Source organism: Ruegeria sp. BI11 (genome assembly GCF_056538005.1).
The window spans coordinates 205,415-231,203 of record NZ_JBQFSM010000006.1; the positions used below are offsets into that span (position 1 = coordinate 205,415).

A 25,789-nucleotide genomic window follows, 5' to 3' on the forward strand; every position below is an offset into this window, starting at 1 on the left:
ACGCTGTGAGGGTCCAGCTTTGAATTTCCAAAAAGTAAGATTGGGCGCCGGTCTGTATTTTGTTGCCACTCCGATCGGGGCGGCGCGCGATATAACGCTCAGGGCGTTGGACGTGCTGGCTTCGGCTGATGTGATCGCCGCGGAAGACACCCGCAGCCTGCGCCGGTTGATGGAGATTCACGGCGTCCCGCTCGAAGGGCGGCGCATTTTGGCTTATCACGACCACAGCGGCGCGGGGGCACGCGGGAAAATTCTGGATGCGCTGGCCGAGGGGAAGTCGGTCGCCTATGCGTCCGAGGCTGGGATGCCGCTGATCGCCGATCCGGGCTATGATCTTGGGCGGCAGGCGTCTGAAGCCGGACATGTGGTGACTTGCGCACCGGGGCCATCAGCGGCGTTGATGGCGCTGACATTGGCTGGCTTGCCGACGGATGCGTTCTTTTTTGCAGGGTTCTTGCCCAACGCGACCGGTGCGCGCAAGGCGCGGATCGAAGCGTTGCGCGACGTGCCCGGTACGCTAGTGTTCTACGAGTCGCCCAAGCGTGTGGCGGCCAGCCTAGCGGATTTGACCGAAGTGTTGGGCGCAGACCGCCAGGCCGCGATGTGCCGTGAATTGACCAAAAAATTCGAAGAAGTACGACGTGGACCACTGGGGGAACTGGCTACGGCCCTGCAGGGGCAGACAGTCAAAGGTGAAATTGTTTTGCTGGTTGATCGCGGACATTCGGAAACCGTTAACGAATCCGACATAGAAGAGGCTTTGACTCGCGCCCTGGAAACGCATTCGGTGCGTGATGCGGCGGATCTAGTGTCGCAGATGTACAAACTGCCGCGCCGCCCGATTTATCAAAAGGCGTTGAAACTGAGAAAGGGATGACATGACCTCGCGATCTGCCCGAAGTTCGGTTTCCTACCATGCCGGACAAGCGGCGGAATTGCAGGTCGCGGCCGACTATGAACGCCGGGGATTCACAATCGCGCATCATCGCTGGCGGGGCGCAGCGGGTGAGATTGATCTGATCGCCCGGGATGACGATTGGCTTGTGTTCATTGAAGTCAAGAAAAGCTCTAGTTTCGACATCGCCGCAGCGCGGATCAGCCAGCGGCAGATCGATCGGATTTTCGCCTCAGCGGCGCAATTTCTGGAGACAGAACCGAACGGACAACTGACAAATGTTCGGTTTGACGCCGCACTGGTGGATGCCACCGGCGCTGTTCAAATCATCGAAAACGCGTTTGGTCAGGCCTGACACCCATTGAACCCTCGGCCCCTCTGGGCCATGTATCTGGCGTGAAACTGAGGGACACGCCATGAAAATCGCCTTTCAGATGGACCCAATCGGGGCCGTGGATATCAACGCAGACAGCTCCTTCCGTCTGGCCGAAGAAGCACAGGCGCGCGGGCATACGCTGTTTTTCTACAGCCCGGATCAACTGGCCTATCAAGAGGGCCGGATCACCGCACGCGGTCACGACATGAAAGTGCAGCGCGTGGTAGACAACCCTGCCGAGCTTGGTCCGGAACGCGAGGTTGATCTGGCCGAGTTCGACGTGATCTGGCTACGCCAAGACCCTCCGTTCGACATGCATTATATCACGTCGACCCATCTGCTGGACCGTCTTAAAGGGCAGGTGTTGGTGGTCAATGATCCGTTCTGGGTACGGAATTACCCCGAAAAGCTGCTGGTATTGGATTTCCTCGACCTGACCCCTCCGACCACAATTGCCCGTGATCTGCAGACCATCAAGGCGTTCAAGGAAAAGCACGGCGATGTCATTCTGAAACCGCTTTATGGCAATGGTGGCGCGGGTGTGTTCCGGCTGGATGCGAATGACCGCAATCTGACCTCGCTGCACGAGCTGTTTACCGGTTTCTCGCGCGAGCCACTGATCGTACAGAAATTCCTGCCCGACGTCAGCAACGGCGACAAACGCGTGATCCTTGTGGATGGCGAAGCCGTGGGTGCGATCAACCGGGTTCCGGCAAAGGGTGAGACGCGGTCAAACATGCATGTAGGAGGACGGCCCGAAAAGGTGGGGCTGTCCGAGCGTGATCTGGAGATTTGTGCGGCGATTGGACCTTTGCTGAAAGAAAAAGGCCAGATTTTCGTCGGGATCGACGTGATTGGCGACTATCTGACCGAGATCAACGTGACCTCGCCGACCGGTATTCAAGAGCTTGAGCGGTTCGACGGTGTAAACATCGCCGAAAAGATCTGGCAGGCAATTGAGGCCAAGCTTTAAGAGGCCACCTTAGCGCTGATGCGAAAGCTCAGCGCCTCAGCCACATGCGGGCGTCGGACATCTGGCGCGCCGTCCAGATCGGCAATCGTACGCGCCACCCGCAGAATGCGGTGAAAAGCGCGTGCCGACAGGCCAAACCGTTCTGCTGCTTTCAGCAGCAACTCCTTGCCCTCGGCATCCGGCGCGGCAATTTCTTCAAGCATCGAACCTTCGACGTCCGCGTTTTGGCGGGTTGCAGGCGTGTCCTGAAACCGCTGGGCCTGTAAGGCGCGGGCCTGTTCAACGCGCGCGGCAACGGTGGCAGAACTGTCACCGGAGGGTGGTAGATCCAGATCGGTGAATCCGACAGGGGGCACCTCGATCCGTAAGTCAAATCGGTCCATCAGCGGACCGGAAATGCGACCAAGATAGTCCTCGCCGCAGACTGGTGCGCGTGAACAGGCACGGGCGGGATCGGTTAGATATCCACATTTGCAGGGGTTTGCCGCGGCCACCAGCATGAACCGGCAGGGATACTTCACGTGGGCATTCGCGCGGGCGACCATGACCTCGCCTGTCTCGATGGGTTGGCGCAGGGTTTCTAGAACGGTACGCGGGAATTCGGGAAATTCGTCCATGAACAGAACGCCATTATGGGCCAGTGATATCTCGCCCGGCTTTGCTCCTTTCCCGCCCCCAACGATAGCCGCCATCGAGGCTGTATGATGCGGTTCGCGAAATGGGCGGCTGCGACTGATGCCGCCTTCGTCCAGCAAACCGCATAGGGATTGGATCATCGAAGTTTCCAGAGCTTCGGTCGGAGTCAGGGGCGGCAGAATGCCAGGCAGGCGCGCAGCCAGCATGGATTTACCCGATCCGGGTGTGCCGATCATGATTAAGTGGTGGCGGCCTGCGGCGGCGATTTCCAGTGCGCGTTTGGCCCGCTCCTGTCCTTTCACATCGCGCAGATCGCGGGCACTGGGTGCCAAATTCACCTCGCCGGGCTGGGCAGCGGGCAAGGGTGATTGCCCCGAGAAATGCCGAACAACATCTCCCAAAGATCCAGCGCCGATCACCTGAGTGGCATCGACCCAAGCTGCCTCGGCGCTAGAGGCGCGGGGGCAGAGCAGCGCGCGATCCTCGGCGGCGGCAGTCATGGCGGCCGGAAGTGCCCCGACAACCGGAACCAGCGAACCGTCCAGCGAAAGCTCCCCCAGCGAAACGGCTCCTTCGGCAGCGTCTGCTGGGATAATCTCCAATGCAGATAGCAATGCAACGGCGATTGGCAGGTCGAAATGGCTGCCTTCTTTGGGCAGGTCGGCAGGGGACAGATTGATGGTGATCCGTTTTGATGGCAGCGCAATGGCCATCGAACTCAGCGCGCTACGGACGCGATCGCGGGCCTCGGACACGGCCTTGTCGGGTAGGCCGACGATGGAAAAGGCGGGCAGGCCCGGAGAGACGGCGCATTGCACCTCGACCGGGCGGGCATCGACCCCTTGGAAAGCAACGGTATGAGAACGGGCGACCATGAACGACCTGTTTGGTTAACAAGTCGTTGCTGCCATGGTCACGGTTTAAGAATGGTTAACGGTGCCGATCATTGCCGAGAATTTTGGCCAGGCATCGGGGTCCGCGACTGTTTTGTCACGGCAGAACTGGTTGCAAAACCCCCAGCACTGCCCGTCCAGTTCCAGAAAATGAGTGACCGCTTTGCCTGAATATGGGCAGGTGTCGTTGACCGATGGTCCGCTTTCCACCGGCCGGGCTTCGGATTGCCCGCCGATGGCCCACGGCTGCGACATTAACTCCAATGCGTAAGGGAACGGATTGTATGTCACGGTCAGTCCCATCGCGCGCCATTGCCGGACCGTGGGATCGGACAGCAATTCCAGGCAATAGTCCCTATTGGGCTTAGACACCGACAAGCCATAACCAATGATCCGCGCGGCGACGGGTGTGTAAAACACATCCACCAGAGAATAGCTGCCGAACAGCGGTCCGGTTGCTGCACCGGATACGGTCCGAGCATGGGCCCAGAGGGTTTCAATCCGATCCAGATCGGCCTGCGTTTCCGCCGATGGATCAAAGCCCTGCCAGCAGTGCATCAACTGCATTGGGCATTCCCCACGCAATGCGGCGAACCCGGCCGTCATTTCAGCGCACAGCCACCGGGCGTTTGCGCGGGCGGCGGGGTCTTCGGGCCACATCTTGGCCTCTGGATGCCGTTCGGCCAAGGTTTCGGCTATGGCAAGGCTTTCGCCCACCACGGTACCGTCGGGCAAACGCAGCGCAGGTACAAGGCGCGCTGGGGCTAGCGGTTTCATATCCTCGGCCATGGTGCCGGAGTAGAGGCCGATCATGTGGTTTCGATAGGGCAGTCCGAACTTTTCCAGCATCAGCCAGCCGCGCAAGGACCAGCTGGAAAACAGACGGTCTCCGATAAACAAATCATAGGTCATGCCATTAGGATGACGCGGTGTGATTGTTCAGTAAATCAGTGATTTGTGCGGGATGTCATCACGGACAGTGATTGATCCGCCCCACCGACCAACGGTCGCCGTGATGGGTGATTTCGGTGACCGAGAGATTGTCGATGCGATGGCTGAACGCCTCTTGCGCGTCAACGCCAAGGGCGCGCTGCACTTGAGTCAGAATTACGCCGAAATGGGCCACGATGACTAGATCGCGGTCTGTGTGATCGGCAATCAGCTGGTCGATCACGGCATCGACGCGGGTCCGAACTTGGTTCCAGCTTTCGCCTTTGGGGGGGCGCACGTCGCCGGGATTGTCCCAATAAGCAAAGACCAGATCAGGATCTTCGGCCTCGATCTCTTTAAAGTTGCGCAGTTCCCAGGTGCCGAAGTGAATCTCGCGCAAGTCGGAGTGATGGAGCAAGCGCTGGCGTGCGCCCTGAATGGCCGATGCTGTGTCGACAGCACGCGACAGATCCGATGAAATCACCAAGGCCTCGTCGGGCAGGTGGTCGTGCAACCGCGCAATTGCAGCCTGATCGCTGAGGTCCGCGGGCAGATCGGACCACCCGACCATGGTATTTGCATGGGTCGGCCCGTGGCGGACAAGATGCAGCCGGGTCACGGCAATTGCCCTTTCAGCACCAGTGGCAGTCCTGCGGTGACTTGAACCGCCAGATCAGCCTGTGCTGCCAGTGCAATATTCAGCCGCCCCTGTGCCTCGCGGAACCGGCGAGACAGGGCGTTGTCCGGGACGATGCCGTGGCCGACCTCGTTTGAAACAATGACAACTGGCGCCCGGCAGGATTTCAGCGCCTGCAACAGCGCAGTTTGTGCCTGTTCCAGATCGTTTTCGACCAGCAGATGATTGGTTAGCCACATTGTGGCGCAGTCGATCAGACAGATATGATTGGGCGTCAGATCGGCCAAGGTGGGGCCAAGATCAAAGGGAGCCTCGACAGTCGCCCAGCCGGCGCCGCGTTGGGTGATATGGCGCTGAACTTTGTCGTACATCTCATCATCAAACACTTGTGATGTGGCGAGATAAATGCGGTTTTTACCTGATGAAACAACAAGTTGTTCGGCAAAAGCTGATTTCCCAGAGGCCGCGCCGCCCAACACAAAGGTTAAATCCGGATACACTATAATTACCTTTCTGGTGATCCACCCGGTTTTGTTCTGCGTATCGACCCTAGGTCCGTAAGGCAAGTCCGGCCCGCGCCTGTGAAAAGGGGAGATTTCTATGGCACTGGATAATGGAACCAATTTTTCGATGTCCCGGCAGGCTATGAAGGCCGAATTGCTGGACGCGGAAACTGAATTGAAGCTGGCATATGCGTGGCGCGACGACCGCGACGAACAAGCGCTGCACCGGCTAATTACGGCCTATATGCGGCTGGCGATTTCGATGGCGGCCAAATTCAAACGCTATGGCGCGCCAATGAATGATCTGATTCAAGAGGCCGGTTTGGGCCTCATGAAAGCAGCCGACAAATTTGACCCCGACCGTGGTGTGCGATTTTCGACCTATGCGGTCTGGTGGATCAAGGCGAGCATTCAGGACTACGTGATGCGCAACTGGTCTATGGTGCGAACAGGTTCGACCTCTTCGCAGAAATCGTTGTTTTTCAACATGCGCCGGGTGCAAGCGCGATTGGAACGCGAGGCGGCGACCGAAGGCATGGATCTGGATCGCCATCAATTGCATCAGATGATTGCAGCTGAAATCGGCGTGCCCTTGCGTGATGTTGAGATGATGGAAGGTCGCCTTTCGGGGTCTGATTTTTCGTTGAACGCCGTACAATCGACCGATGAAGACGGTCGGGAGTGGATCGACGCGCTGGAAGATGAGTGCGCACAGGCTGCCGAGACGGTTGAAAACAGCCACGATACCGAGCAGCTGCGCGAATGGCTGGTGACGGCCATGCAGTCGCTGAACGACCGTGAACGCTTTATCGTGCGCGAACGCAAGCTACGCGATCCGTGTCGAACATTGGAAAGTTTGGGACAGGAGCTTGGCCTGTCCAAGGAGCGCGTGCGTCAGCTTGAGGCCGCGGCTTTTGTGAAAATGCGCAAGAACCTTGAAGCCCAATCGCGCGAGGTGCAACACTTCATCGCATGAGACAGCTTGCGATTCTTGTTTGTGCACTGATGGTTATGGCCGGGCCCGGCCATGCCGATGATTTGATCCCTGATGATGTATTGGGCGCGATGACCTCGGTAGATGTGGTGATCTTGGGCGAAATCCATGACAATCCTGAACATCATGTCGTTCAAGCCGAAGCTTTGAAGGCCATACAGCCATCAGCCGTCGTGTGGGAGATGGTAACGGAAGAAGGCGCGCAGCGTCTTGCTGACAAGGCCGTATCCAACCCAGAAGAACTTGCGCGTATTTTGGACTGGCTCGAATCCGGTTGGCCGCCGCTCAGCATGTATTATCCGGTATTTCAGGCCTCGGATGCGCCCGTCTATGGGGCTATGGTCCCGCGGGCCGCGGCCAGAGCGGCGATGGAGCGAGGGGCGGCCACTGCTTTGGGTGCGGATGCAGCACGTTATGGTCTGACTGTGTCCTTGCCACCCGACGAACAGGCCGCGCGCGAAGCGGATCAACTGGCCGCCCATTGCGATGCGATTCCCGAAAGTGCTTTGCCGCAGTTGGTGGCCATTCAGCGCCTCCGCGACGCGGTGCTGACAAGGGCGATCCTGCGCGCTACGGATGAAACCGGTGGTCCGGTTGCTGTGATCACCGGGAATGGCCATGCCCGTAAGGATCGGGGCATTCCCACCTTTTTGTCCCGCATGCGCCCGGGATTGAAGGTGTTCGTACTGGGCCAGTCCGAAGATGGCGTGGTGGACGGAGAATTCGACGCGGTGATCGACAGCCCGGGTATTGAACGCGAAGACCCGTGTCTGGCATTCGAGACACGGAATTAACCGCTGGAACTGTCAGGCCCCCTTGCCTAATGTCGGGGCCGACCGGGACAGGAAGGGCTCAACATGCTGGCATCGAAACGCATTCTGCTGATTATCGGCGGTGGGATCGCGGCCTATAAGTCGCTGGACCTGATCCGGCGCTTACGGGAACGCGGTGCGGCGGTGACGCCGGTGCTGACCCGTGCAGCCGAGGAGTTCGTTACCCCCCTGTCCGTGGCGGCTCTGGCTGGTGAGAAAGCCTATCGCGATCTGTTTGACCTGACGGATGAGGCCGAGATGGGGCATATCCAATTGTCGCGCTCGGCGGATCTGGTCGTTGTAGCCCCCGCGACGGCGGATTTGATGGGAAAAATGGCGACAGGGCTGGCCAATGACCTAGCCTCAACCCTGTTGATGGCAACCGATACGCCGGTTCTGTGTGCCCCTGCGATGAATGTGCGAATGTGGGAACATCCGGCGACTCAGCGCAATCTGAAGCAATTGCAGTCCGACGGAGTCCGCTTTGTCGGCCCGAACGAAGGCGACATGGCTTGCGGCGAGTACGGCCCCGGTCGCATGTCCGAACCGTTGGAGATCGTCGCTGCAATAGAGACTGAGTTGGGTCAGGGTCCGCTCAGCGGTAAGCGTGTGCTTGTGACATCTGGACCGACACATGAACCGATTGACCCGGTGCGCTATATCGCCAACCGCTCGTCCGGAGCGCAGGGTACGGCGGTGGCCCGGGCGCTGGCCGCGCTGGGCGCCGAGGTGATCTTTGTCACCGGCCCGGCGGATGTTTCCCCTCCCCAGGGGGTACAGGTCGTGCAGGTGGAAACCGCACAGCAAATGTCCAACGCTGTGGATGCCGCGCTACCGGTGGATGCGGGCGTGTTCGCGGCAGCGGTTGCTGATTGGCGGGTCGAAAGTGCTTCGGACAAAAAGCTGAAGAAAAGCCGCGATGGGATGCCTGCACTGGAATTTGCCGAAAACCCAGACATCCTCAAACGCGTATCGCATATGGAGACCGGACGCCCGACGCTGGTTGTCGGATTTGCTGCCGAGACGGACAATGTGATCGAACATGCGACCGCCAAGCGGGGGCGCAAGGGTTGCGACTGGATCGTGGCCAATGATGTCAGCCCGGCAACCGGTATCATGGGCGGGTCCGAGAATGCGGTGATCCTGATCTCGGACGCGGGTGCCGAGGAATGGCCGCGCATGGGGAAATACGAAGTGGCCGAGCGTTTGGCGACCAAGATCGCCGACGCGCTGACTAGCTAGACAAGAGGTACTATGATGGTTGCAATTCGTGTGATCCGCGAAGAGGGCGCTGACCTGTCAGTGCCTTTGCCGTCTTATGAAACAGCGGGGGCCGCAGGTGCGGATGTGCGGGCAAACCTGCCCGGGGGCGCGTCAATCACGCTTGAACCTGGTCAGCGCGCGCTGGTGCCTACTGGCCTGCGGATCGAAATCCCGCAAGGGTTCGAAGTTCAGGTGCGCCCCCGTTCGGGCCTGGCGCTTAAACACGGGATCACTCTGCCCAATACGCCGGGTACGATCGATAGCGATTATCGTGGCTCGCTGGGCGTGATCGTTCTGAACGCGGGTCAGGAGGTGTTCGAGATCACCCATGGCGAACGCATCGCACAACTGGTTGTGGCCCCCGTAGTGCAGGCGGCGTTCGAAGCGGTGGATACACTCAGCGATACGGCACGTGGCGCGGGTGGCTTTGGCTCGACCGGGCGCGGCTGATGCTTCTGGTCGGGATTCTTGCAGCTGGTCTGTGGGGTATAGGCTATCTGGCAGGTGTTTCCCGCACGGCGCGCATGGCTTCGGTTGCCGTGCTGCTTCTGGGCGTGATCACGGCACAGCTGGTTCTGCCCGACGGGCACCCTTTGCGTCAGGCAACTGGTGGCTCTGCGGCGATGTGGCTGATACTGGCGGGTACTGCGCTGCTGGTACTGGTTTATGGACGCGTGCTGAAAGCGTTGCGAAACCGCGCCGCGCCAGCCTCAGCTCAGGAGCCCACGATGCCATCCAACCAATTCTCCGAAACCGAGCTCGAACGCTATGCCCGCCACATCGTCCTGCGCGAGCTGGGCGGGCCGGGACAAAAAAAGATGAAACAGGCGCGGGTTCTGGTCATCGGCGCAGGGGGGTTGGGGGCACCTGCCTTGCAATATCTGGCTGCCGCCGGGGTGGGGACCATCGGCGTGATTGACGATGACGAAGTCGAAAACGCAAACCTGCAACGACAGGTTATCCATCGCGATGCAGATATCGGCATGCCCAAGGTCTTTTCGGCGCAACAGGCGATGCAGGCGCAGAATCCCAATGTGGTTGTCTTGCCCTATCACCGCCGTCTGACGGAAGAGATAGCCGCAGACCTGTTTGCCGATTTTGACCTGATCCTGGACGGCACCGACAATTTCGACACCCGCTATCTAGCCAACCGCACCGCCGTAGCGTTGGACAAGCCGCTGATCTCGGGTGCGCTGTCACAATGGGAAGGCCAGTTGAGCGTCTTCGACCCGGCCAAGGGCGCGCCTTGCTATCAATGCATCTTCCCCAAAGCTCCGGCCCCCGGTCTGGCCCCCTCCTGCGCAGAGGCTGGTGTGATTGGTCCTCTGCCGGGTGTGGTGGGGTCGATGATGGCTGTCGAGGCGATCAAGGTAATCACCGGTGCCGGTCAAGCCCTACGAGGCGAGATGCTGATCTACGACGCGCTCTATGGTGAAAGCCGAAAGATCACCTTGTCACGCCGCGCTGACTGTCCCATCTGCGCAACGTCGGAACACTAGGCGCAACCGCCGCGCGCGCACGCACGCGGCCCGGCCCAACCCCGTCAGGGCGCATCTTTGATGCGCGCAGCGGGGGCGGGAGCCTCTAACCCAACGTACTGTCCAGATCAGCAATAAGGTCTTCGGCATCCTCCAACCCGACGGACAACCTGAATATCCCGTCACCCGCATAACACCGATAATCTTCAAGCTGTGCACCTTGCAAGCGGAACGACGTTTCCATTAACCCATCGGTTCCCATCCAGAAAATCAGACTGCGGTGATGCCCCAGTGACACGGCATAGTGGATGACGTTCAACCGTTCGATCATCTGCTGTGCAACACGCTCTCCCTCCGCTGCACTGCCAACCTGAAACGAGATCATCCCGGACATGTTTGACATCTGTCGCTGCGCCAGATCTGACTGAGGATGCGAGGCCAGGCCTGGATAAATCACCCTACTCACCCTCGGGTCAGCCTCAAGCCATTCAGCAACCGCCGATGCCCCGGCCTCATGTGCCCTCATGCGCAGGGGCAGGGTCGATGCCCCGCGCGCAACCAGCCAGGCGTTGAACGGTGATAAAATTCCGCCATGGTGGATTGCTGCTTCGGCACGCATCCTAGCCACCAGTTCAGCCGATCCAGCCACAGCGCCACCGATCGCATCACCATGCCCGCCAATGTATTTCGTGATCGAGTGCATGGTCAGGTCGACACCCAACGCGACCGTGTCCATCCCGAGAGGCGAAGCAAAAGTCGCGTCGCAGCTCAGCAGAGCTCCGGCCTGTTTTGCCAATTTTGAAGTCTCGGCTAGATCGGTCAGGCGATTGATCGGGTTAACCGGCGTTTCCGTGTGGATCAGCCGAGTATTGGGTCGGATCGCCGCCCCCACTGCCGCCAAATCAGACATGTTGACCGTCGATACTTCAATCCCCATCCGGGGCAGCGTTTCACGCGCAAGTTCGGCCACGCCGGCATAGGAGACATCCGACACTATCAGGTGATCACCCGCAGACAGAAAGGTGAAAAAGATCGCCGACGCCGCCGCCATACCGGATGCGGTGGCCAGACAGGCCTCGGTTCCCTGCAACGCGGCGATTTTGGCTTCCAACCCTGCAACGGTCGGATTAGCCCAACGAGAATAGACATAGGGGCTGTCTGGGGTCAGATCATGAGCGGAAAACCCGGCGAGGTCTTCGGTCACATAGGTTGAGCTCATGTGGATCGGGGGTGCCGACGCATTGGTTGAGGCATCCGGCGGGTCGCCCGCGTGTATGGCGGTTGTCATTATGCCGACGGGTCGGTTGTGTTTGCTCATGTCCTGACTCCCTTTCCGGTGACCCTGCGTGTCGTGCATCGATTGAGCAAGAGGAATAGTGACAGAAATTGACGCACCAACTCTGGACCATTCCAGCCCGCCTCCCTAGCTTGACCAGCAAAGGAGAGCTGCATGACCAACCCTATCCTGTCCGACTGGACCACGCCGTTTGAAATCGCCCCCTTTAACGCAATTTCCGATGACGATTTTTCACCGGCGCTGGATCAGGCGATGCAGGCCCACAACGATCAGATCGACGGGATTGCAGGCAATCCCGATGCCCCCACATTCGCCAACACGATCGAGGCGCTGGAAGCCGCAGGTGAGCAGTTGGACAAAGTTCTGTCCGTGTTCTTCACCGTCGCGGGGGCCGACAGCAATCCGGCGCGGGAAGAGTTGCAGCGAGACTTTTCACCCAAGCTGTCGGCGCATTTCTCGGGTATTTCCTCGAACAAGGCGCTGTTTCAGCGGGTAGCCGATCTGTGGTCGCGTCGGGACGAGCTGGACCTGACAGGCGAGCAGGCTCGCGTGCTTATGCTGACCCATCGCGGTTTCGTGCGTGCAGGCGCAGCGCTGAAAGGCGAGCAGGACGCTCGGATGCAAGACATCAAGGCACGGCTGGCCTCGTTGGGAACATCCTTTACCCAGAACATTCTGGCCGATGAACGCGATTGGTACATGGCTCTGTCCGAAGGTGATCTGGAAGGGCTTCCAGAGTTTGTAGTGGATACCGCCCGCGCCGCAGGGCAAGAAAAAGGGGCCGAGGGGCCCGTGGTTACCCTGTCTCGTTCGCTGATCGTACCGTTCCTGCAATTCTCGCCCCGTCGCGACCTGCGGGAAAAGGCCTATCGTGCCTGGACGGCGCGCGGGGCTAATGGGGGTGAGACCGACAACCGCGCAATTGCAACGGAAACCCTGCAATTGCGCGAAGAGCGCGCCAAATTGCTGGGCTATGACAGTTTTGCCGATTTCAAACTGGAAACCGAAATGGCTCGCACGCCGGACAAGGTGCGCGACTTGTTGATGCAGGTGTGGGCACCCGCTAAATCGCGGGCCGACGCCGATGCTGAAATCCTGACGCAGATGATGCAGGAGGATGGCGTCAACGGTCCTCTGGAAGCGTGGGACTGGCGCCACTATGCCGAGAAGCGCCGCAAGGCCGAGCATGATCTGGATGAGGCAGCGTTGAAACCCTACCTGCAGCTGGACCGGATGATCGAAGCGTCCTTTGCCTGTGCCAACCGTCTGTTCGGGCTTGAATTCGCGCCGCTGGACGTACCGCTTTATCATCCCGATTGCCGCGCGTGGGAGGTCACGCGCAACGGGCAGCATATCGCTGTGTTCATCGGCGACTACTTCGCGCGGGGGTCTAAACGGTCAGGGGCTTGGTGCAGTGCGATGCGGTCGCAGGCCAAGTTCCCCAAGGTGCAGGCTCCGGTCGTGATCAACGTCTGCAACTTCGCCAAGGGCAATCCGGCGCTGCTGTCTTATGACGATGCTCGGACTCTGTTCCATGAATTCGGTCACGCGCTGCATCAGATGCTGTCCGATGTGACCTATGAAAGCATTTCGGGCACCAGCGTGGCGCGGGACTTTGTAGAGTTGCCCAGCCAGCTCTACGAACACTGGTTGGAAGTGCCCGAGGTTTTGGCCGAATTCGCCACCCACGCCGAAACTGGCGAAGCGATGCCGCAGGAGATGCTGGAAAAAGTGCTCAAGGCCGCCAATTTCGATCAGGGGTTTCAGACCGTGGAATATGTCGCCTCGGCGCTGGTGGATCTGGCGTTCCATGATGGTGATGCCCCGGCCGATCCGATGGCGAAACAGGCTGAAGTTTTGTCCGAGATCGGTATGCCGCGCGCGATCGGGATGCGCCACGCGACCCCGCACTTCGCGCATGTCTTTGCCGGCGACAGCTATAGCTCGGGCTATTACAGCTATATGTGGTCCGAGGTCATGGATGCCGATGCCTTTGCCGCGTTTGAAGAGGCCGGAGGGGCCTTTGACCCCGAGCGCGCCAAAGCGCTCGAGGAAAACATCCTTTCCACCGGTGGCTCACGCGAGGCCGAAGAGCTGTACCTTGCCTTCCGTGGGCGTCTGCCGGGGGTTGAGGCCTTGCTGAAGGGGCGGGGTCTGATCGCGGCTTAGTACCCCAGAGACCGGTCAACGAGGTGCAGGAAGGGTTTGCCTTCCTCGCCCCGGTGGATGTTCTCGCAGATCACTTGAGCTGCCGTTTCCGGGCGGGTTTCCGAGGCGATATGTGGTGTCACAGTCACGTTGGGATGTCCCCAATAGGGATGCTCCGCAGCCAATGGTTCGATCCGGAACACGTCTAGTGTCGCATGGCCGACCTGACCGGTATTCAGTGTCGTCAGCAGGGCGTCGTCGTCGATCAGCGGACCGCGCCCGGGGTTGATGATGCAGGCTCCCTTGGGCAGCAAGGCCAGTGTGTCGGCGTTCAGAATATTCTCGGTGGCGGGGGTGTCGGGCAGCAGCAGAACCACGATCTCAGCCTTTGATAGGCCCCTACGCAGCCCATCCGGGCCATGCAGGCAGGTAATGCCGGGAATATCCTTGGCCGTGCGGCTCCAACCGGTGACGTCGAAATTCAGGGTGGCCAACGCGCGTGCCGCCGCTTCACCCAACGCCCCGAGGCCCAGAACGCAGACCTGACGTCCCGTCGCCAGCGGCGGCGGGTCCGGGGCCCAGACACCATCCTGCACGGTGATGTGCCGATCCATGCCAAGGTGATAGCGCAACACGTGGCCCATCACCCATTCGGTCATGCCTTGCGTCAGGCCGTGATCCACCATCCGCGCCAGCGGCACGGTCAGTGTCTTGTTCCCCGCGATCTTTTCGACCCCAGCCCACAGGCTAAGCACCGCCTTCAGCCGCGTGAAGGGAGTGAAATCCAGCAAACCTCCGTTCGGGGCGTAGACGACGTAGTCCACCTGCTCGGGGTCGAAGTCGGTGCCAAGGTGAAAGTCCAACCCGGCTTCGGTCAGGCCGTTGGTCAGCAGCGGTTCGTAGATCGGCCACAGGGCAGGGCGCGCGGAAAACAGGACGTTCACGGGCATAAGGGGCCTTTCAGATCAGCGAGGGCGGTGAATATGGGCGCTTTGGACAATGCCGAAGGCGGCCATCAGAACCAGCATGGCTGAGCCGCCATAGCTGACCATCGGCAGCGGCACGCCTACAACCGGGGCTAGCCCCATCACCATCGACATGTTGACGGCAAAGAACAGGAAAAAGTTCAGTGCGATGCCCAGTGTCACCAGCGACGAGAACCGATCCTTGGTCGACAGTGCTGTGACCAGGCAGAATACCAGTATCAGGCCATAGAGGGTCAGCAGAGTAATACCACCGACAAAGCCGAACTCTTCGGCCAACGTGGTAAAGATGAAGTCGGTGTGCTTTTCGGGCAGGAAGTTCAGGCGGGATTGTGTACCTTGCATAAACCCACGCCCGTTCCAGCCGCCTGATCCCAGGGCAATTTTGGACTGGGTGATGTGATACCCCGCGCCCAGCGGATCGGTTGACGGGTCCAGAAACGTGTCGATCCGGCGGAACTGATAATCCTTGAGCAACTGCCATTCAGTGCCACGGCTATTGAAGACCGTGGCAATCAGCCCGACTACGGCGGCGATGACAGCGGCGAAATAGGCCCAGTGGACGCCAGCAAGGAACATCAGCCCTCCGCCAGCCGCCAACAGCAGGATCGAGGTGCCCAGATCCGGTTGTTTCAGAACCATGAAAGTGGGGATCAGGATCAACGCTACAGGAATCAGCACCCACAGCGGGCGTGACGTTTTATGAGACGGCAGCCAGTCGTAATAGGCGGCCAAAACCATGACCAGTGCAACTTTCATAACCTCGGATGGTTGAAGCCGCATGAAGCCCAGATCAATCCAGCGCTGCGCGCCCATACCAATGGTGCCAAAAAGCTCAACGAAAACAAGTAGAACAATTGATCCCAGATAGGCCACAACGGACATATTCCGCCAGAACCAGATCGGCACCAGCGCGATTATGAACATCGCCGTCAGACCCAGCCCAAAGCGCTCCATCTGCGGTTCGGCCCAGGGGGTCCAGGACCCGCCCGCAACCGAATACAACATCAGGAATCCAGCGCTGGCCGTGCTGATCAGCAACAGGGTCAGAGGCCAGTTCATGTACAGAAACTTGCGGAACCCTGATGGCGTGGATTTGACGGCGTATTCAAGATAGCTCATGCGCGGTCCTTCTCGGTCGGACGCGCTTTGGGGCGGCGGTCGCCCTCAAGCCGTTTTTGTTGTTCCTTGATGCGGTCGCGGTCACCCGCCGGGTAAGCCTCAAGCGGAGGCGTGCCGTTGTACAGCGCCTGCAACATGATGTCCCGCGCGACCGGGGCCGCCGCCTTGGACCCGCCGCCGCCATGTTCCACCACCACGGCCACTGCGTATTTCGGATTGTCATAAGGCGCAAAACTGACGAACAGCGCGTGGTCGCGGCGTTCCCATGGCAGGTCTTCGTTGCGGATCACACCGGCGGCGCGTTCTGCCTTGGTGATGTTGCGCACCTGACTGGTACCGGTTTTACCCGCCATGCGCAGGTCATCCGCGATGATGCGGCTGCGATAGGCGGTGCCGCCCCGTTCATTCGACACCGAGAACATGGCCTTGCGGATCTGTTCCAGATTGTTCGGATTAACGGCTAGCGGTTCTCCTGCACCGGAAGGCTGCTCAATCCCGTTCACGGATCGCACCAAACGCGGCTTGACCGCACGCCCTGTCGCGATCCGCGCCGTCATGACGGCAAGCTGCAGGGGTGAGGCCAGCATGAAGCCCTGACCAATAGACGCATTCGCGGTGTCACCGACCAGCCAACTTTCTCCGTGAACACGTTCCTTCCATTCCTGGTTCGGGGCCAATCCAGCAGCTACGGCCGACATCGGAATATCGTGTTTCACGCCCAGTCCAAAGGTGCGGGCCATCTCGGATATCTTGTCGATGCCGGTGCGCAGAGCCACGTCGTAATAGTAGACGTCGCAGCTGCGTTTCAGCGACAAATTGAGGTCGACTGTGCCATGACCGCCGCGTTTCCAGCAGTGGAAGCGGCGGCTGCCTACCTTCAGGTGGCCGGGGCAGTAGACAGTGTTGGACGGCCCAATCACCCCGGCCTCAAGCGCAGCCATGGCGGTGATCATCTTGAAGGTAGAGCCCGGCGGATAAGTGCCCTGAACCGTCTTGTTGGCCAGCGGGCGGTAATTGTCCTGTGTCAGCGTCCGGTAGTCGGCAACCGAGATGCCGCGCACAAACAGATTCGGATCAAAGCTGGGGGCTGAGCTGATGGCGCGGATATCGCCAGTTTCGCAATCGATCACCACGGCGGCGGCGCTTTCCCCGGCCAGTCGCGCCTGCGCATATTGCTGCAGATTGGCATCGACCGAAAGCTGCAGGTCTGCCCCGGTCTCACCTTCCTGCCGGTCCAATTCACGCATCACCCGGCCAGTGGCATTGACCTCGACCCGTTTGGCACCGGCTTTACCGCGCAGGCTGATTTCCTGCTTGGCTTCCAGCCCAACTTTGCCGATCTGGAACCGCGGGATGCGCAGCACGGGTTCTGGGTCTTCGATCTGGCTCAGATCATAATCGCTGACTGGGCCGACATAACCGACCACATGGGCGAAGTCCTCGTACCGGGGATATTGCCGGGTTTGTCCCACCTCGGGGATCACGCCGGGTAGGGCAGGCGCATTGACGGCTACTTTCGAGATATCTTCCCACGTAACCTGATCGGCCAGCGTGACCGGCAGGAACGGGGCCGAGCGGCGCATTTCGGTCTTGGCGCGTTCAATCTCATCCGCTGTCAGGGGGATCAGCTCTGAAAGCTTGGCGATAACCTGATCGACGTCGCCAGCATCCTCGCGCACCATGACGATGCGGTAGGAGGGCGAGTTCTGGCCAATGATCTCTCCGTTCCGGTCGTAAATCCGGCCACGGGTTGGCGGGATCAGTCGAATGTTGATGCGGTTCTCTTCTGCCAACAGGCGGTATTCATCGGCCTGATCCACCTGCATATATCGCATCCGGGCGGCGAGTCCGCCAATAAAAGCGGCCTGCAACCCGCCCAGAACCAATGCCCGACGGGGCAGGCGTTTATAGGCAAGGCCCTGAGGCTTGGGTTTACGCTGTTTCATCCCCGCGCCCCTACAGTATTGGTGTTGGCGACGGTTGCGCGCCGCACACCAAGAGCGTTCTGGCTAAGCAGAACGATCAAAGGATAAACCGCAATTGTCAGAACCACTTGTATCACTACGGGCCCCAATGCCGCTTGTTGCACAGACACAATAGCAAGAATGACGCGGTTCAGCATGAAAACTCCCGTGATCACCACTGCGACGGCGGACCATTCACTGAAGAACCCCGAATCTCGCATGCCAAACGAGGCCGAGCGCAGATAAGCTGCGCCCAATACTACCAGCGCAGCCAAAAGGCCGGGCGGGCGTTGCAGCAACAGATCGGCCATTAGCATGACGATGGCGATCAGCAAGGTCGGCACATACTCGGGCCGTCGCAGCACCCAGGCAAAGGTCAGCGCAATCAGTAAATCTGGGAAAGGCCAACGATCCGGCTGCGTGTCCAGCGGCAGCAGATGCAGAAACAACACAAGGGCGGCCAGGAAAAAATACAACCCGCGCTTGGACCAAAGCTGTGAGGTGGCGCTATCCATCGCCGACCTCCGGCGGGGTCAGTGAGGCCTCGGGGTTTCGCGGGCCGACGATATCACCCGGATCGCGGATCTGAGGCGCTGACTGATATCGCAGCACTCGCAAAAACTCGAGCCGTTCAAAGTCGGCCGACAAGCGCACCCGCAGGCGACCACCGGGATCCGCGGTAATTTGACCGATCAGCAAACCGCCAGGAAAAACGCCACCATCACCCGAGGTGACGACCCGGTCGCCTGGGCGGACCAACTCTCGGTTCTCCAAAAACTCGACCGCTGGTGCGGGTGTGTTGTCGCCGGTAATCAGGGCAGTTTGACCTGAGGGCTGGATCGTGGCCGGAATCGCGCTGGAGGCATCGGTCATTAGGATCACCCTTGCCGTATCCGGACCCACACCTGAAATTCGCCCGACTACACCGATTCCGTCCATTGTCGCCCAGCCATCGGTAATACCGTCCCGTTCACCTACGTTCAGCAGAACCGACTGCCGGAACGGCGACCCGCTATCGGCCATCACAACCCCGGTGATATAGGTCAGACGCGGATCGAGGCGCACATTATTCAGATCCAGCAGCCGGGCGTTTTCCTGTTCAAGTTGCAGCGCGGCCTCTTTCCAGGCGCGCATCAGGCGCAGCTCGCTGCGCAGCTCCTGGTTCTGTTCGCTCAGGCGTTGATAACTTTGAAAATCGCGGGCCAGGTTGACCACGGCGGTGACCGGGACCATGGCCCATTCCATCGAAGGCACCACCCGGTCCACGACCTGCGCGCGGAACCGTTCCACGCGCGGGCTGTCGATCCGCCAGACCAGAAAGATTGCCAGCAGGCACAGTACTACGATCCCCAACAGCAGGCGGCGGAGGGGGGTGGTGTATTCGTCGCGCTGTGATCGGTCCTTTGCCACAGGTTACCTTCCCGTGCTGCTCGTGCCCGAGTGTTGACCCTTAAAGGGTGCGCGCCTTAGCTTTCGTAGTCAATCGCGTGGCGCAGCTGTTTTTCATATTCAAGCGCCTTGCCGGTTCCCAAAGCCACACAATTCAGGCTTTCATCGGCAATCGACACGGCCAATCCGGTCTGCTCGCGCAGGGCCAAATCCAAATCGCCCAGCAGTGCGCCGCCGCCGGTCAGCATGACGCCTCGGTCCACGATATCGGCAGCCAGATCGGGCGGGGTGGTCTCCAGCGCGGTCATGACGGCTTCGCAGATAGCTTGAACCGGTTCCGACAATGCCTCAGCCACTTGCGCTTGGCTGATTTCGATTTCCTTGGGCACGCCGTTCAGCAAGTCGCGGCCGCGGATGTGCATCGACTGACCACGGCCGTCATCGGGCATGCGGGCAGTCCCGATGGTGGTCTTGATCCGCTCGGCGGTCGACTCACCCACCAGCAGGTTCTGCTGGCGGCGCAGGTACGAGATGATGGCTTCATCCATCCGGTCGCCACCCACACGAACCGAGCGGGCATAGACGATGTCACCCAGCGACAGAACTGCCACTTCGGTGGTGCCGCCGCCGATATCGACAACCATGTTGCCGGTCGGATCGGTGATCGGCATGCCAGCACCGATTGCAGCGGCAATTGGCTCGGCGATCAAGCCGGCGCGACGGGCACCGGCAGACAGAACCGATTGACGGATCGCGCGTTTTTCAACCGGGGTTGCGCCATGCGGAACGCAAACGATGATCTTGGGTTTCGAAAAGGTTGAGCGTTTATGCACTTTGCGGATGAAGTGCTTGATCATTTCCTCGGCGGTGTCGAAATCGGCGATGACGCCTTCACGCATCGGGCGGATGGCTTCGATCGATCCGGGGGTGCGGCCCAGCATCAGCTTGGCATCCTCGCCAACGGCCAACACTTTCTTAACACCATCTTTCACGTGGTAGGCCACCACGGACGGTTCAGACAGGATCACACCACGCCCTTTGACATAAACCAGCGTATTTGCTGTCCCAAGGTCGATGGCCATGTCCGCTGTGAACAGGCCGCCCAGATTGCCAAAGATCCCCATGATTCCCCTGATCCTGTATGTCGATTTTTCTACTGCCCGCGACTCGACGGTTCCGGGACGGATGACTTATAGGGTGCCAACACGCCCGGTAAAAGGGCTGATTCCGCGACAATCAGCACCTTTCCGCCTTATTGAGAGGGACTTTAGAAGGCAATATGCTCTCATATCAACACATTTACCACGCTGGGAATCTGGCTGATGTGCAAAAGCACGCTTTATTGGCGTGGATGCTGGACTATCTGACCCGCAAAGATAAGCCGCTGACCTATATCGAGACGCATTCCGGGCGGGGTCTCTACCAACTGGATGCGGTCGAAGCGATGCGCACCGGCGAGGCTGCGGCAGGTATCGAACGCGCGCAGCGTGAAGGGTGGTTTGGCGCGGATCATCCCTTGTCTATGGCGCTGAACAAAGTTCGGGCACGGTACGGCGAAAATACCTATGCCGGTTCGCCGTTGATCGCTGCCAATCTGCTGCGTGATCAGGACAGCCTGCATTTTGCTGAACTGCACCCGCAAGAATATGGTGCGCTGGCCATGACGCTGTCGCCCTACGAGGCAAAGGTCTACAAGCAGGATGGGTATGAACTGGCCCAATCCCTGCTGCCGCCAACGCCGCGACGTGGGATGTTGCTGATTGATCCAAGTTATGAGGTGAAATCCGAATATGATCACCTGCCCGGAGTGATCGCGAAATTGCATCGCAAATGGAACGTAGGCGTCATAGCGCTGTGGTATCCAATCTTGACCGACGGGCGGCACAAGCCGATGGTTGAGGCGCTGAAACAGCAGAACCTGCCGAAATCCGAATGCCACAAAGTGCTGTTTCCCGCAGCGCGTGAAGGGCACCGCATGGTCGGGTCGGGGATGTTTGTCATCAATGCTCCATTCGGGTTCTCGGACGAGACCAGAAGGCTGGATGCTTTGTTTGCTGGACTTGGGCGCGCCTGACACAACCATAAGATTGCAAAACATATCATTTGCTTCGTGCTCTGGATGCATTCACGAAATTACTTGTTAGAACAGGAAGCGCGGCCCTAGAATTGCGGCAAGGAGGGGCGCTATGGATCGCCGACTTGCTACGGTGATGGCTGCCGACATGGTGGGCTATAGCCGCTTGATGGAAGCTGACGAGCAAGGCACGCTGGCGCGGTTACGCACGCACAGGATTGAGCTGGTCGATCCTGCGATTGAAAAAAACAGGGGAAAGATCATCAAGACGACCGGCGATGGTATGTTGGTCGAATTCCCCAGTGCCAGTGAAGCAGTGGCCTGCGCGGTTGAGGTGCAAAACCGAATGCTGCGCAGAAACGCAGATGTTCCACAGGATCAGCGCATCCAGTTCCGAATAGGGATTAATCTGGACGAAATCATTTTCGAAGACGGCGACATATTTGGAAGTGGGGTCAATGTGGCCGCCCGTCTGGAACAATCCGCCGAAGCGGGCGATGTTTTGATTTCGGGTGCCGTTCATGAACAGGTTGTCAGCCGTCTGGAACTGCAGTTTCAGGACTTGGGGGAGCTTTCGCTCAAGAACTTGTCGCAACCCGTACACGCCTTTCGGGTAGAGTTGGATCAAGCGGCTGGCGAACCTCAAACGGGTGGGGTCGGGCAAGAATCCACCAAGGTCGTGAAGCCTTCGATAGCGGTTCTGCCCTTTGAAAACATGAGCGGCGACACCGAGCAGGAGTTTTTCGCCGACGGGCTGACCGAGGACCTGCTGACCGAGCTTAGCCGCAGGCACGAGCTGTTCGTGATTTCACGCAATTCCTGCTTTGTTTACAAGGGGCAGGCAGTGAATGTCCGCGACGTAGGTGAAAAGCTAGGCGCGCAATACATCGTCGAAGGCAGCGTCAGGAAGGCCGGAAGCCGGGTGCGTGTGACTGTTCAGCTGATAGACAGCGAAAAAGACGGTCATATTTGGGCCGAGAAATATGATCGGGATCTGGACGATATTTTTGCCATCCAGGACGAAGTAACTTCGGCCGTGGTCGCCACACTGCCGGGGCGGATCGAGGCCTCTCAACAAGAGGGGCTGACGCGCAGAAAGCCGTCCAGTTTTGCGGCATATGAATGTGTGTTGGCTGCAAAGGTTCTGCACCATCGCAGCACACGCGAGGACAATGTCGAAGCAACAAAACTAATTGATCGGGCTATCGAACTTGATCCTGACTATGCCCATGCACATGCCTGGAGCGGTTGCATCCGCGGGCAGGCCTGGGGTTACGGTTGGTGCGATGATCGTGACGCTATGCTGGCCTCTTGCGAAGAGGCGATCCGCAAGGCGGCAACCATGGATGACAATGACGCAGACGTGCACCGGCTGATGGCAGCCATAGAAATTCTGCGAAATCACCTTGGGCGCGCGCGGTATCATCAGGAGCGGGCCCTGTCGCTGAATCCAAACTATGATTTGGTCGTCGTTCAGATGGGCGAGTTGCTGACCTGGTCAGGCCGCCCCGACGAAGGAGCCGAATGGATTAAGAAAGCCATGCGACTGAATCCCCATTATCCCGTTCGTTTCTGGAGCCATCTTGGCAAGGCGCGGTTCGGTGGAAAGCATTATGAGCAAGCAATTGGAGATTTTGCCCATCTGCCAGCGATGGACGCTGTGCAAGAGGCCTATGTTGCGGCCTGCCACGCTTGGCTTGGGAATGATGCTAAGGCCCGAAAACATGTGGATGCTATCTATGCCGCGCAGCCTGGTGCCAAGATCGAAGATCTGGTCGCGACGCTGCATTACGCGCGGGATGAAGACCTGCAGCATTTTGTGGATGGTGTTAAAAAAGCCGGGTTTTCTTGACCGGTCGAGAGAAGATGCGGCCCGCAATAACGGGCCGCATTTATGTCAGGTCAGGTCTTTATAGCTGATCTCACGCGCATCGGTGCCCGGTCCGGTCTTTTCCCGGCGCACGATCAGGCGGTTCAGGGCGTGGATATAGGCTTTGGCCGAAGCCACCACCGTATCCGTATTGGCCGACTGCCCAGTGGCGATCATACCGTCCTCTTCCAGGCGAACCGACACCGTGGCCTGCGCATCGGTGCCTGCGGTCACGGCGTGCACCTGATACAGCTGCAGATGGGCCTTGTTCGGAAAGATCGCGCGGATGGCTTTGAAGGTTGCATCCACCGGGCCGTCGCCGTGTGCGGTGGCGATGGTGTCCTGACCTTCCACTTCCAACTCAACCGTCGACTCCGCCTGACCACCGGTCCCGCAGGTCACTTTCATCGACACCAGTTGCAGGTGGTCGTCAGCGTCATCCAACGTCATCAATGCAATGAGATCGTCGTCAAACACCTCTTTTTTGCGGTCAGCCAGATCCTTGAACCGCACAAAGATATCTTTGAGTTGGTTGTCACCGACCTCAAATCCCAGCGTTTCCAGCTTGTCGCGCAACGCGGCACGGCCCGAATGCTTGCCTAACGGCAGTGATGTACCGGACAGACCGACATCTTCGGGGCGCATGATCTCGAAATTGTCGCGGTTTTTCAGCATGCCATCCTGATGGATACCGCTTTCATGGGCAAAGGCATTCTTGCCGACGATGGCCTTGTTGAACTGGACGTTAAAGCCTGACACCGTCGCAACCCGACGCGAGATATGCATGATCTTGGTTGTGTCGATACCGGTGTGGTATGGCATGATGTCATTGCGGGTACGCATTGCCATCACAACCTCTTCCAGCGCCGTGTTGCCGGCTCGTTCACCCAGGCCATTGATCGTACATTCAATCTGGCGCGCACCGCCGATCACAGCGGCCAGCGAGTTTGCTGTCGCCATGCCCAAGTCGTTGTGGCAATGGGTGGCGAAGACGATCTCATCCGCGCCCGGAACGGTTTCGATCAGACGCTTGATAAGGTCGGCGGATTCCAGCGGCGCCGTGTAGCCCACAGTGTCGGGAATGTTGATCGTCGTCGCCCCGGCCTTGATCGCAATTTCGATGACGCGACACAGGTAATCCCATTCTGTCCGAGTTGCATCCATCGGAGACCACTGCACGTTTTCACACAGATTGCGCGCGTGGGTGACCGTTTCGTGGATTTTCTCGGCCATTTCGTCCTGCGTCAGGTTTGGAATGGCGCGATGCAGAGGCGAGGTGCCAATGAAGGTATGAATCCGGCTTTTCTCGGCGTGTTTGATCGCCTCCCAGCAGCGGTCGATATCGGCGAAATTGGCGCGGGCCAGGCCGCAGATACGGCTGTTTTTTGACCGCTGGGCGATCTCGGAAACCGCTTTGAAATCGCCTTCCGAGGCGATGGGAAATCCAGCTTCGATGATGTCGACACCCATGTCGTCCAGCAGCTCGGCGATCTCAAGCTTTTCGTCATGGGTCATGGTCGCGCCGGGGCTTTGTTCGCCGTCACGCAAAGTGGTGTCAAAGATCAAGACGCGGTCTTGGTCGGTCACGTTGGTCATGGGATTCTCTTTCTTCTTCTGTCCTAAAGCCTATGGCGCGCGGGCGTCCTCCTCTGAGCGGGCGCGCCGGATGGCACGCTCAGAGGCGGCTTAGGATCAGTAGGCCACGCAGAGACGCACCGCGAATGACGGTGTCGGCAATAAGGATATCTGCGCGGTTGATCATAGGGCGGAATTTATACAGAGCCCGCCCGGAATGAAAAGACCCATTTGCAACGTTACTGCCATTGCCGAAGTTTCTTTTTGCGTGCCGCATTGATCCGCCTGACCGGACAGCTAGGTGGTTTGCCATGAAAACGGCATTGATCATCGGGGCATCCGGGGGGATCGGGCAGGCAGTGTGCCGGTGCCTGAACGGGCAAGGCGTGGAGGTGACCACTCTGTCGCGATCGGCAGACGGGTTTGATCTGACCGATCCCGAAGGTGTTCACCGCGTGATGGGCAAGTTATCCGGCCCCTTCGATCTTATCCTTGTCGCTTCGGGTGCGCTGGAGATAAACGGTGCCGCGCCAGAAAAGACACTCCGCAAGATTTCAGCACAGGCGATGATGGATCAGTTCGCGCTTAATGCCGTCGGACCCGCGCTGGTCTTGAGCCATTCGTCGCGTCTGCTGCCCCTTGATCGTCGGGCGGTTTTGGCTGTGCTTTCGGCACGTGTCGGGTCAATCGGAGACAATCGGCTGGGTGGATGGGTCAGCTACCGTGCGTCAAAAGCTGCGGTAAACCAGATCGTGCATACGGGTGCGATCGAGCTGCACCGCACACATAAGCAGGTAATCTGCGTTGCCTTGCATCCTGGCACAGTGAAAACCGAATTTACCCGGAAATATCTTGGGCGTCATCCCGCAGTTTCGCCGGACGAGGCCGCCACGAACTTGCTGACAGTTATACGGAATTTAACCCCGGCTAATACCGGAGGTTTCTTTGATTGGGCTGGAAAACCCGTCCCGTGGTGA

Annotated in this window: 24 protein-coding genes; 12 read left to right on the plus strand and 12 right to left on the minus strand. The window is 59.1% G+C overall.

Annotated features, from left to right (window positions below; all coding sequences use genetic code 11):
• Positions 1 to 19 precede the first annotated feature (19 nt).
• The 3 genes from rsmI to gshB all read left to right on the plus strand — a co-directional run bounded on the left by rsmI (position 20) and on the right by gshB (position 2,244).
• Entirely contained in the window at positions 20 to 877 is an 858-nt protein-coding gene (gene rsmI / locus ACR0DT_RS14880; protein ID WP_480711503.1) for a 16S rRNA (cytidine(1402)-2'-O)-methyltransferase, read from the plus strand.
• Position 878: 1 nt separating this feature from the next.
• Positions 879 to 1,250: a YraN family protein gene (locus ACR0DT_RS14885; protein WP_480711504.1), complete on the plus strand. Its 372-nt coding sequence runs from the start codon at positions 879 to 881 to the stop codon at positions 1,248 to 1,250.
• Positions 1,251 to 1,311: 61 nt separating this feature from the next.
• Entirely contained in the window at positions 1,312 to 2,244 is a 933-nt protein-coding gene (gshB, locus tag ACR0DT_RS14890) for a glutathione synthase (protein WP_480711505.1), read from the plus strand.
• On the opposite strand, the gene ACR0DT_RS14895 is transcribed toward gshB, so the two are convergent.
• Genes ACR0DT_RS14895 through cobU form a run of 4 tightly spaced genes read right to left on the minus strand, consistent with a single transcriptional unit; the run spans position 2,241 to position 5,840 of the window.
• On the minus strand, positions 2,241 to 3,755 hold the full coding sequence (locus tag ACR0DT_RS14895; protein ID WP_480711506.1) for a YifB family Mg chelatase-like AAA ATPase: 1,515 nt from the start codon (positions 3,753 to 3,755) through the stop codon (positions 2,241 to 2,243). The two genes, gshB and ACR0DT_RS14895, sit on opposite strands and share 4 nt — an antisense overlap.
• 45 nt (positions 3,756 to 3,800) lie before the next feature.
• Entirely contained in the window at positions 3,801 to 4,685 is an 885-nt protein-coding gene (locus ACR0DT_RS14900; RefSeq protein ID WP_480711507.1) for a glutathione S-transferase, read from the minus strand.
• A 58-nt stretch (positions 4,686 to 4,743) separates the two neighbouring features.
• Positions 4,744 to 5,322, minus strand: a complete 579-nt coding sequence (locus ACR0DT_RS14905) for a histidine phosphatase family protein (RefSeq protein WP_480711508.1) — start codon at positions 5,320 to 5,322, stop codon at positions 4,744 to 4,746.
• Positions 5,319 to 5,840 carry a bifunctional adenosylcobinamide kinase/adenosylcobinamide-phosphate guanylyltransferase gene (gene cobU / locus ACR0DT_RS14910; protein ID WP_480711509.1) on the minus strand — a complete coding sequence of 174 codons (522 nt, stop codon included), beginning with the start codon at positions 5,838 to 5,840 and terminating at the stop codon, positions 5,319 to 5,321. The genes ACR0DT_RS14905 and cobU overlap by 4 nt, the downstream gene beginning before the upstream one ends.
• A 100-nt stretch (positions 5,841 to 5,940) precedes the next feature.
• Here cobU and ACR0DT_RS14915 point away from each other — a divergent pair, with 100 nt between their 5' ends.
• From ACR0DT_RS14915 to ACR0DT_RS14935, 5 genes are all read left to right on the plus strand, one after another.
• Positions 5,941 to 6,819 carry an RNA polymerase factor sigma-32 gene (locus ACR0DT_RS14915; protein WP_480711510.1) on the plus strand — a complete coding sequence of 293 codons (879 nt, stop codon included), beginning with the start codon at positions 5,941 to 5,943 and terminating at the stop codon, positions 6,817 to 6,819.
• Positions 6,816 to 7,631, plus strand: a complete 816-nt coding sequence (locus tag ACR0DT_RS14920; protein WP_480711511.1) for a ChaN family lipoprotein — start codon at positions 6,816 to 6,818, stop codon at positions 7,629 to 7,631. The genes ACR0DT_RS14915 and ACR0DT_RS14920 overlap by 4 nt, the downstream gene beginning before the upstream one ends.
• 63 nt (positions 7,632 to 7,694) lie before the next feature.
• Positions 7,695 to 8,891, plus strand: a complete 1,197-nt coding sequence (coaBC, locus tag ACR0DT_RS14925; RefSeq protein WP_480711512.1) for a bifunctional phosphopantothenoylcysteine decarboxylase/phosphopantothenate--cysteine ligase CoaBC — start codon at positions 7,695 to 7,697, stop codon at positions 8,889 to 8,891.
• 15 nt (positions 8,892 to 8,906) lie between these two features.
• Positions 8,907 to 9,362 (plus strand): dUTP diphosphatase, encoded by a 456-nt coding sequence (dut, locus tag ACR0DT_RS14930; RefSeq protein WP_480711593.1) that lies wholly within the window; start codon positions 8,907 to 8,909, stop codon positions 9,360 to 9,362.
• Positions 9,362 to 10,411, plus strand: coding sequence for a HesA/MoeB/ThiF family protein (locus tag ACR0DT_RS14935; protein WP_480711513.1), 1,050 nt, complete (start codon positions 9,362 to 9,364; stop codon positions 10,409 to 10,411). The genes dut and ACR0DT_RS14935 overlap by 1 nt, the downstream gene beginning before the upstream one ends.
• A gap of 85 nt (positions 10,412 to 10,496) precedes the next feature.
• Here the strand turns inward: ACR0DT_RS14935 and ACR0DT_RS14940 are convergent, their stop codons facing one another.
• Positions 10,497 to 11,708 carry a trans-sulfuration enzyme family protein gene (locus tag ACR0DT_RS14940; protein ID WP_480711514.1) on the minus strand — a complete coding sequence of 404 codons (1,212 nt, stop codon included), beginning with the start codon at positions 11,706 to 11,708 and terminating at the stop codon, positions 10,497 to 10,499.
• Positions 11,709 to 11,840: 132 nt separating this feature from the next.
• On the opposite strand from ACR0DT_RS14940, the gene ACR0DT_RS14945 reads away from it, so the two are divergent.
• Entirely contained in the window at positions 11,841 to 13,856 is a 2,016-nt protein-coding gene (locus ACR0DT_RS14945) for a M3 family metallopeptidase (RefSeq protein ID WP_480711515.1), read from the plus strand.
• On the opposite strand, the gene ACR0DT_RS14950 is transcribed toward ACR0DT_RS14945, so the two are convergent.
• Genes ACR0DT_RS14950 through ACR0DT_RS14975 form a run of 6 tightly spaced genes read right to left on the minus strand, consistent with a single transcriptional unit; the run spans position 13,853 to position 20,417 of the window.
• Positions 13,853 to 14,785: a 2-hydroxyacid dehydrogenase gene (locus ACR0DT_RS14950; protein ID WP_480711516.1), complete on the minus strand. Its 933-nt coding sequence runs from the start codon at positions 14,783 to 14,785 to the stop codon at positions 13,853 to 13,855. The genes ACR0DT_RS14945 and ACR0DT_RS14950 overlap by 4 nt on opposite strands.
• A gap of 15 nt (positions 14,786 to 14,800) precedes the next feature.
• The gene (gene rodA, locus ACR0DT_RS14955) at positions 14,801 to 15,940 is read right to left on the minus strand and encodes a rod shape-determining protein RodA (RefSeq protein ID WP_480711517.1); all 1,140 of its coding nucleotides are present in this window, start codon (positions 15,938 to 15,940) and stop codon (positions 14,801 to 14,803) included.
• Positions 15,937 to 17,886, minus strand: a complete 1,950-nt coding sequence (mrdA, locus tag ACR0DT_RS14960; protein ID WP_480711518.1) for a penicillin-binding protein 2 — start codon at positions 17,884 to 17,886, stop codon at positions 15,937 to 15,939. The genes rodA and mrdA overlap by 4 nt, the downstream gene beginning before the upstream one ends.
• Positions 17,883 to 18,419: a rod shape-determining protein MreD gene (locus ACR0DT_RS14965; protein WP_480711519.1), complete on the minus strand. Its 537-nt coding sequence runs from the start codon at positions 18,417 to 18,419 to the stop codon at positions 17,883 to 17,885. The genes mrdA and ACR0DT_RS14965 overlap by 4 nt, the downstream gene beginning before the upstream one ends.
• Complete coding sequence (gene mreC / locus ACR0DT_RS14970) at positions 18,412 to 19,314, minus strand: rod shape-determining protein MreC (RefSeq protein WP_480711520.1); 903 nt, start codon at positions 19,312 to 19,314, stop codon at positions 18,412 to 18,414. The genes ACR0DT_RS14965 and mreC overlap by 8 nt, the downstream gene beginning before the upstream one ends.
• A gap of 56 nt (positions 19,315 to 19,370) precedes the next feature.
• Positions 19,371 to 20,417, minus strand: coding sequence for a rod shape-determining protein (locus ACR0DT_RS14975; protein WP_008756832.1), 1,047 nt, complete (start codon positions 20,415 to 20,417; stop codon positions 19,371 to 19,373).
• 155 nt (positions 20,418 to 20,572) lie between these two features.
• On the opposite strand from ACR0DT_RS14975, the gene rlmJ reads away from it, so the two are divergent.
• The gene (gene rlmJ, locus ACR0DT_RS14980) at positions 20,573 to 21,367 is read left to right on the plus strand and encodes a 23S rRNA (adenine(2030)-N(6))-methyltransferase RlmJ (RefSeq protein ID WP_480711521.1); all 795 of its coding nucleotides are present in this window, start codon (positions 20,573 to 20,575) and stop codon (positions 21,365 to 21,367) included.
• Positions 21,368 to 21,479: 112 nt separating this feature from the next.
• Entirely contained in the window at positions 21,480 to 23,219 is a 1,740-nt protein-coding gene (locus ACR0DT_RS14985; RefSeq protein ID WP_480711522.1) for an adenylate/guanylate cyclase domain-containing protein, read from the plus strand.
• A 45-nt stretch (positions 23,220 to 23,264) separates the two neighbouring features.
• Here ACR0DT_RS14985 and ACR0DT_RS14990 read toward each other — a convergent pair whose 3' ends face one another.
• A complete protein-coding gene (locus tag ACR0DT_RS14990; protein ID WP_480711523.1) occupies positions 23,265 to 24,833 on the minus strand; it encodes a 2-isopropylmalate synthase in 1,569 nt (522 codons plus the stop codon).
• Between the two features lie 290 nt (positions 24,834 to 25,123).
• Between ACR0DT_RS14990 and ACR0DT_RS14995 the strand changes: the two genes are divergently transcribed.
• Positions 25,124 to 25,789: an SDR family NAD(P)-dependent oxidoreductase gene (locus ACR0DT_RS14995; RefSeq protein WP_480711524.1), complete on the plus strand. Its 666-nt coding sequence runs from the start codon at positions 25,124 to 25,126 to the stop codon at positions 25,787 to 25,789.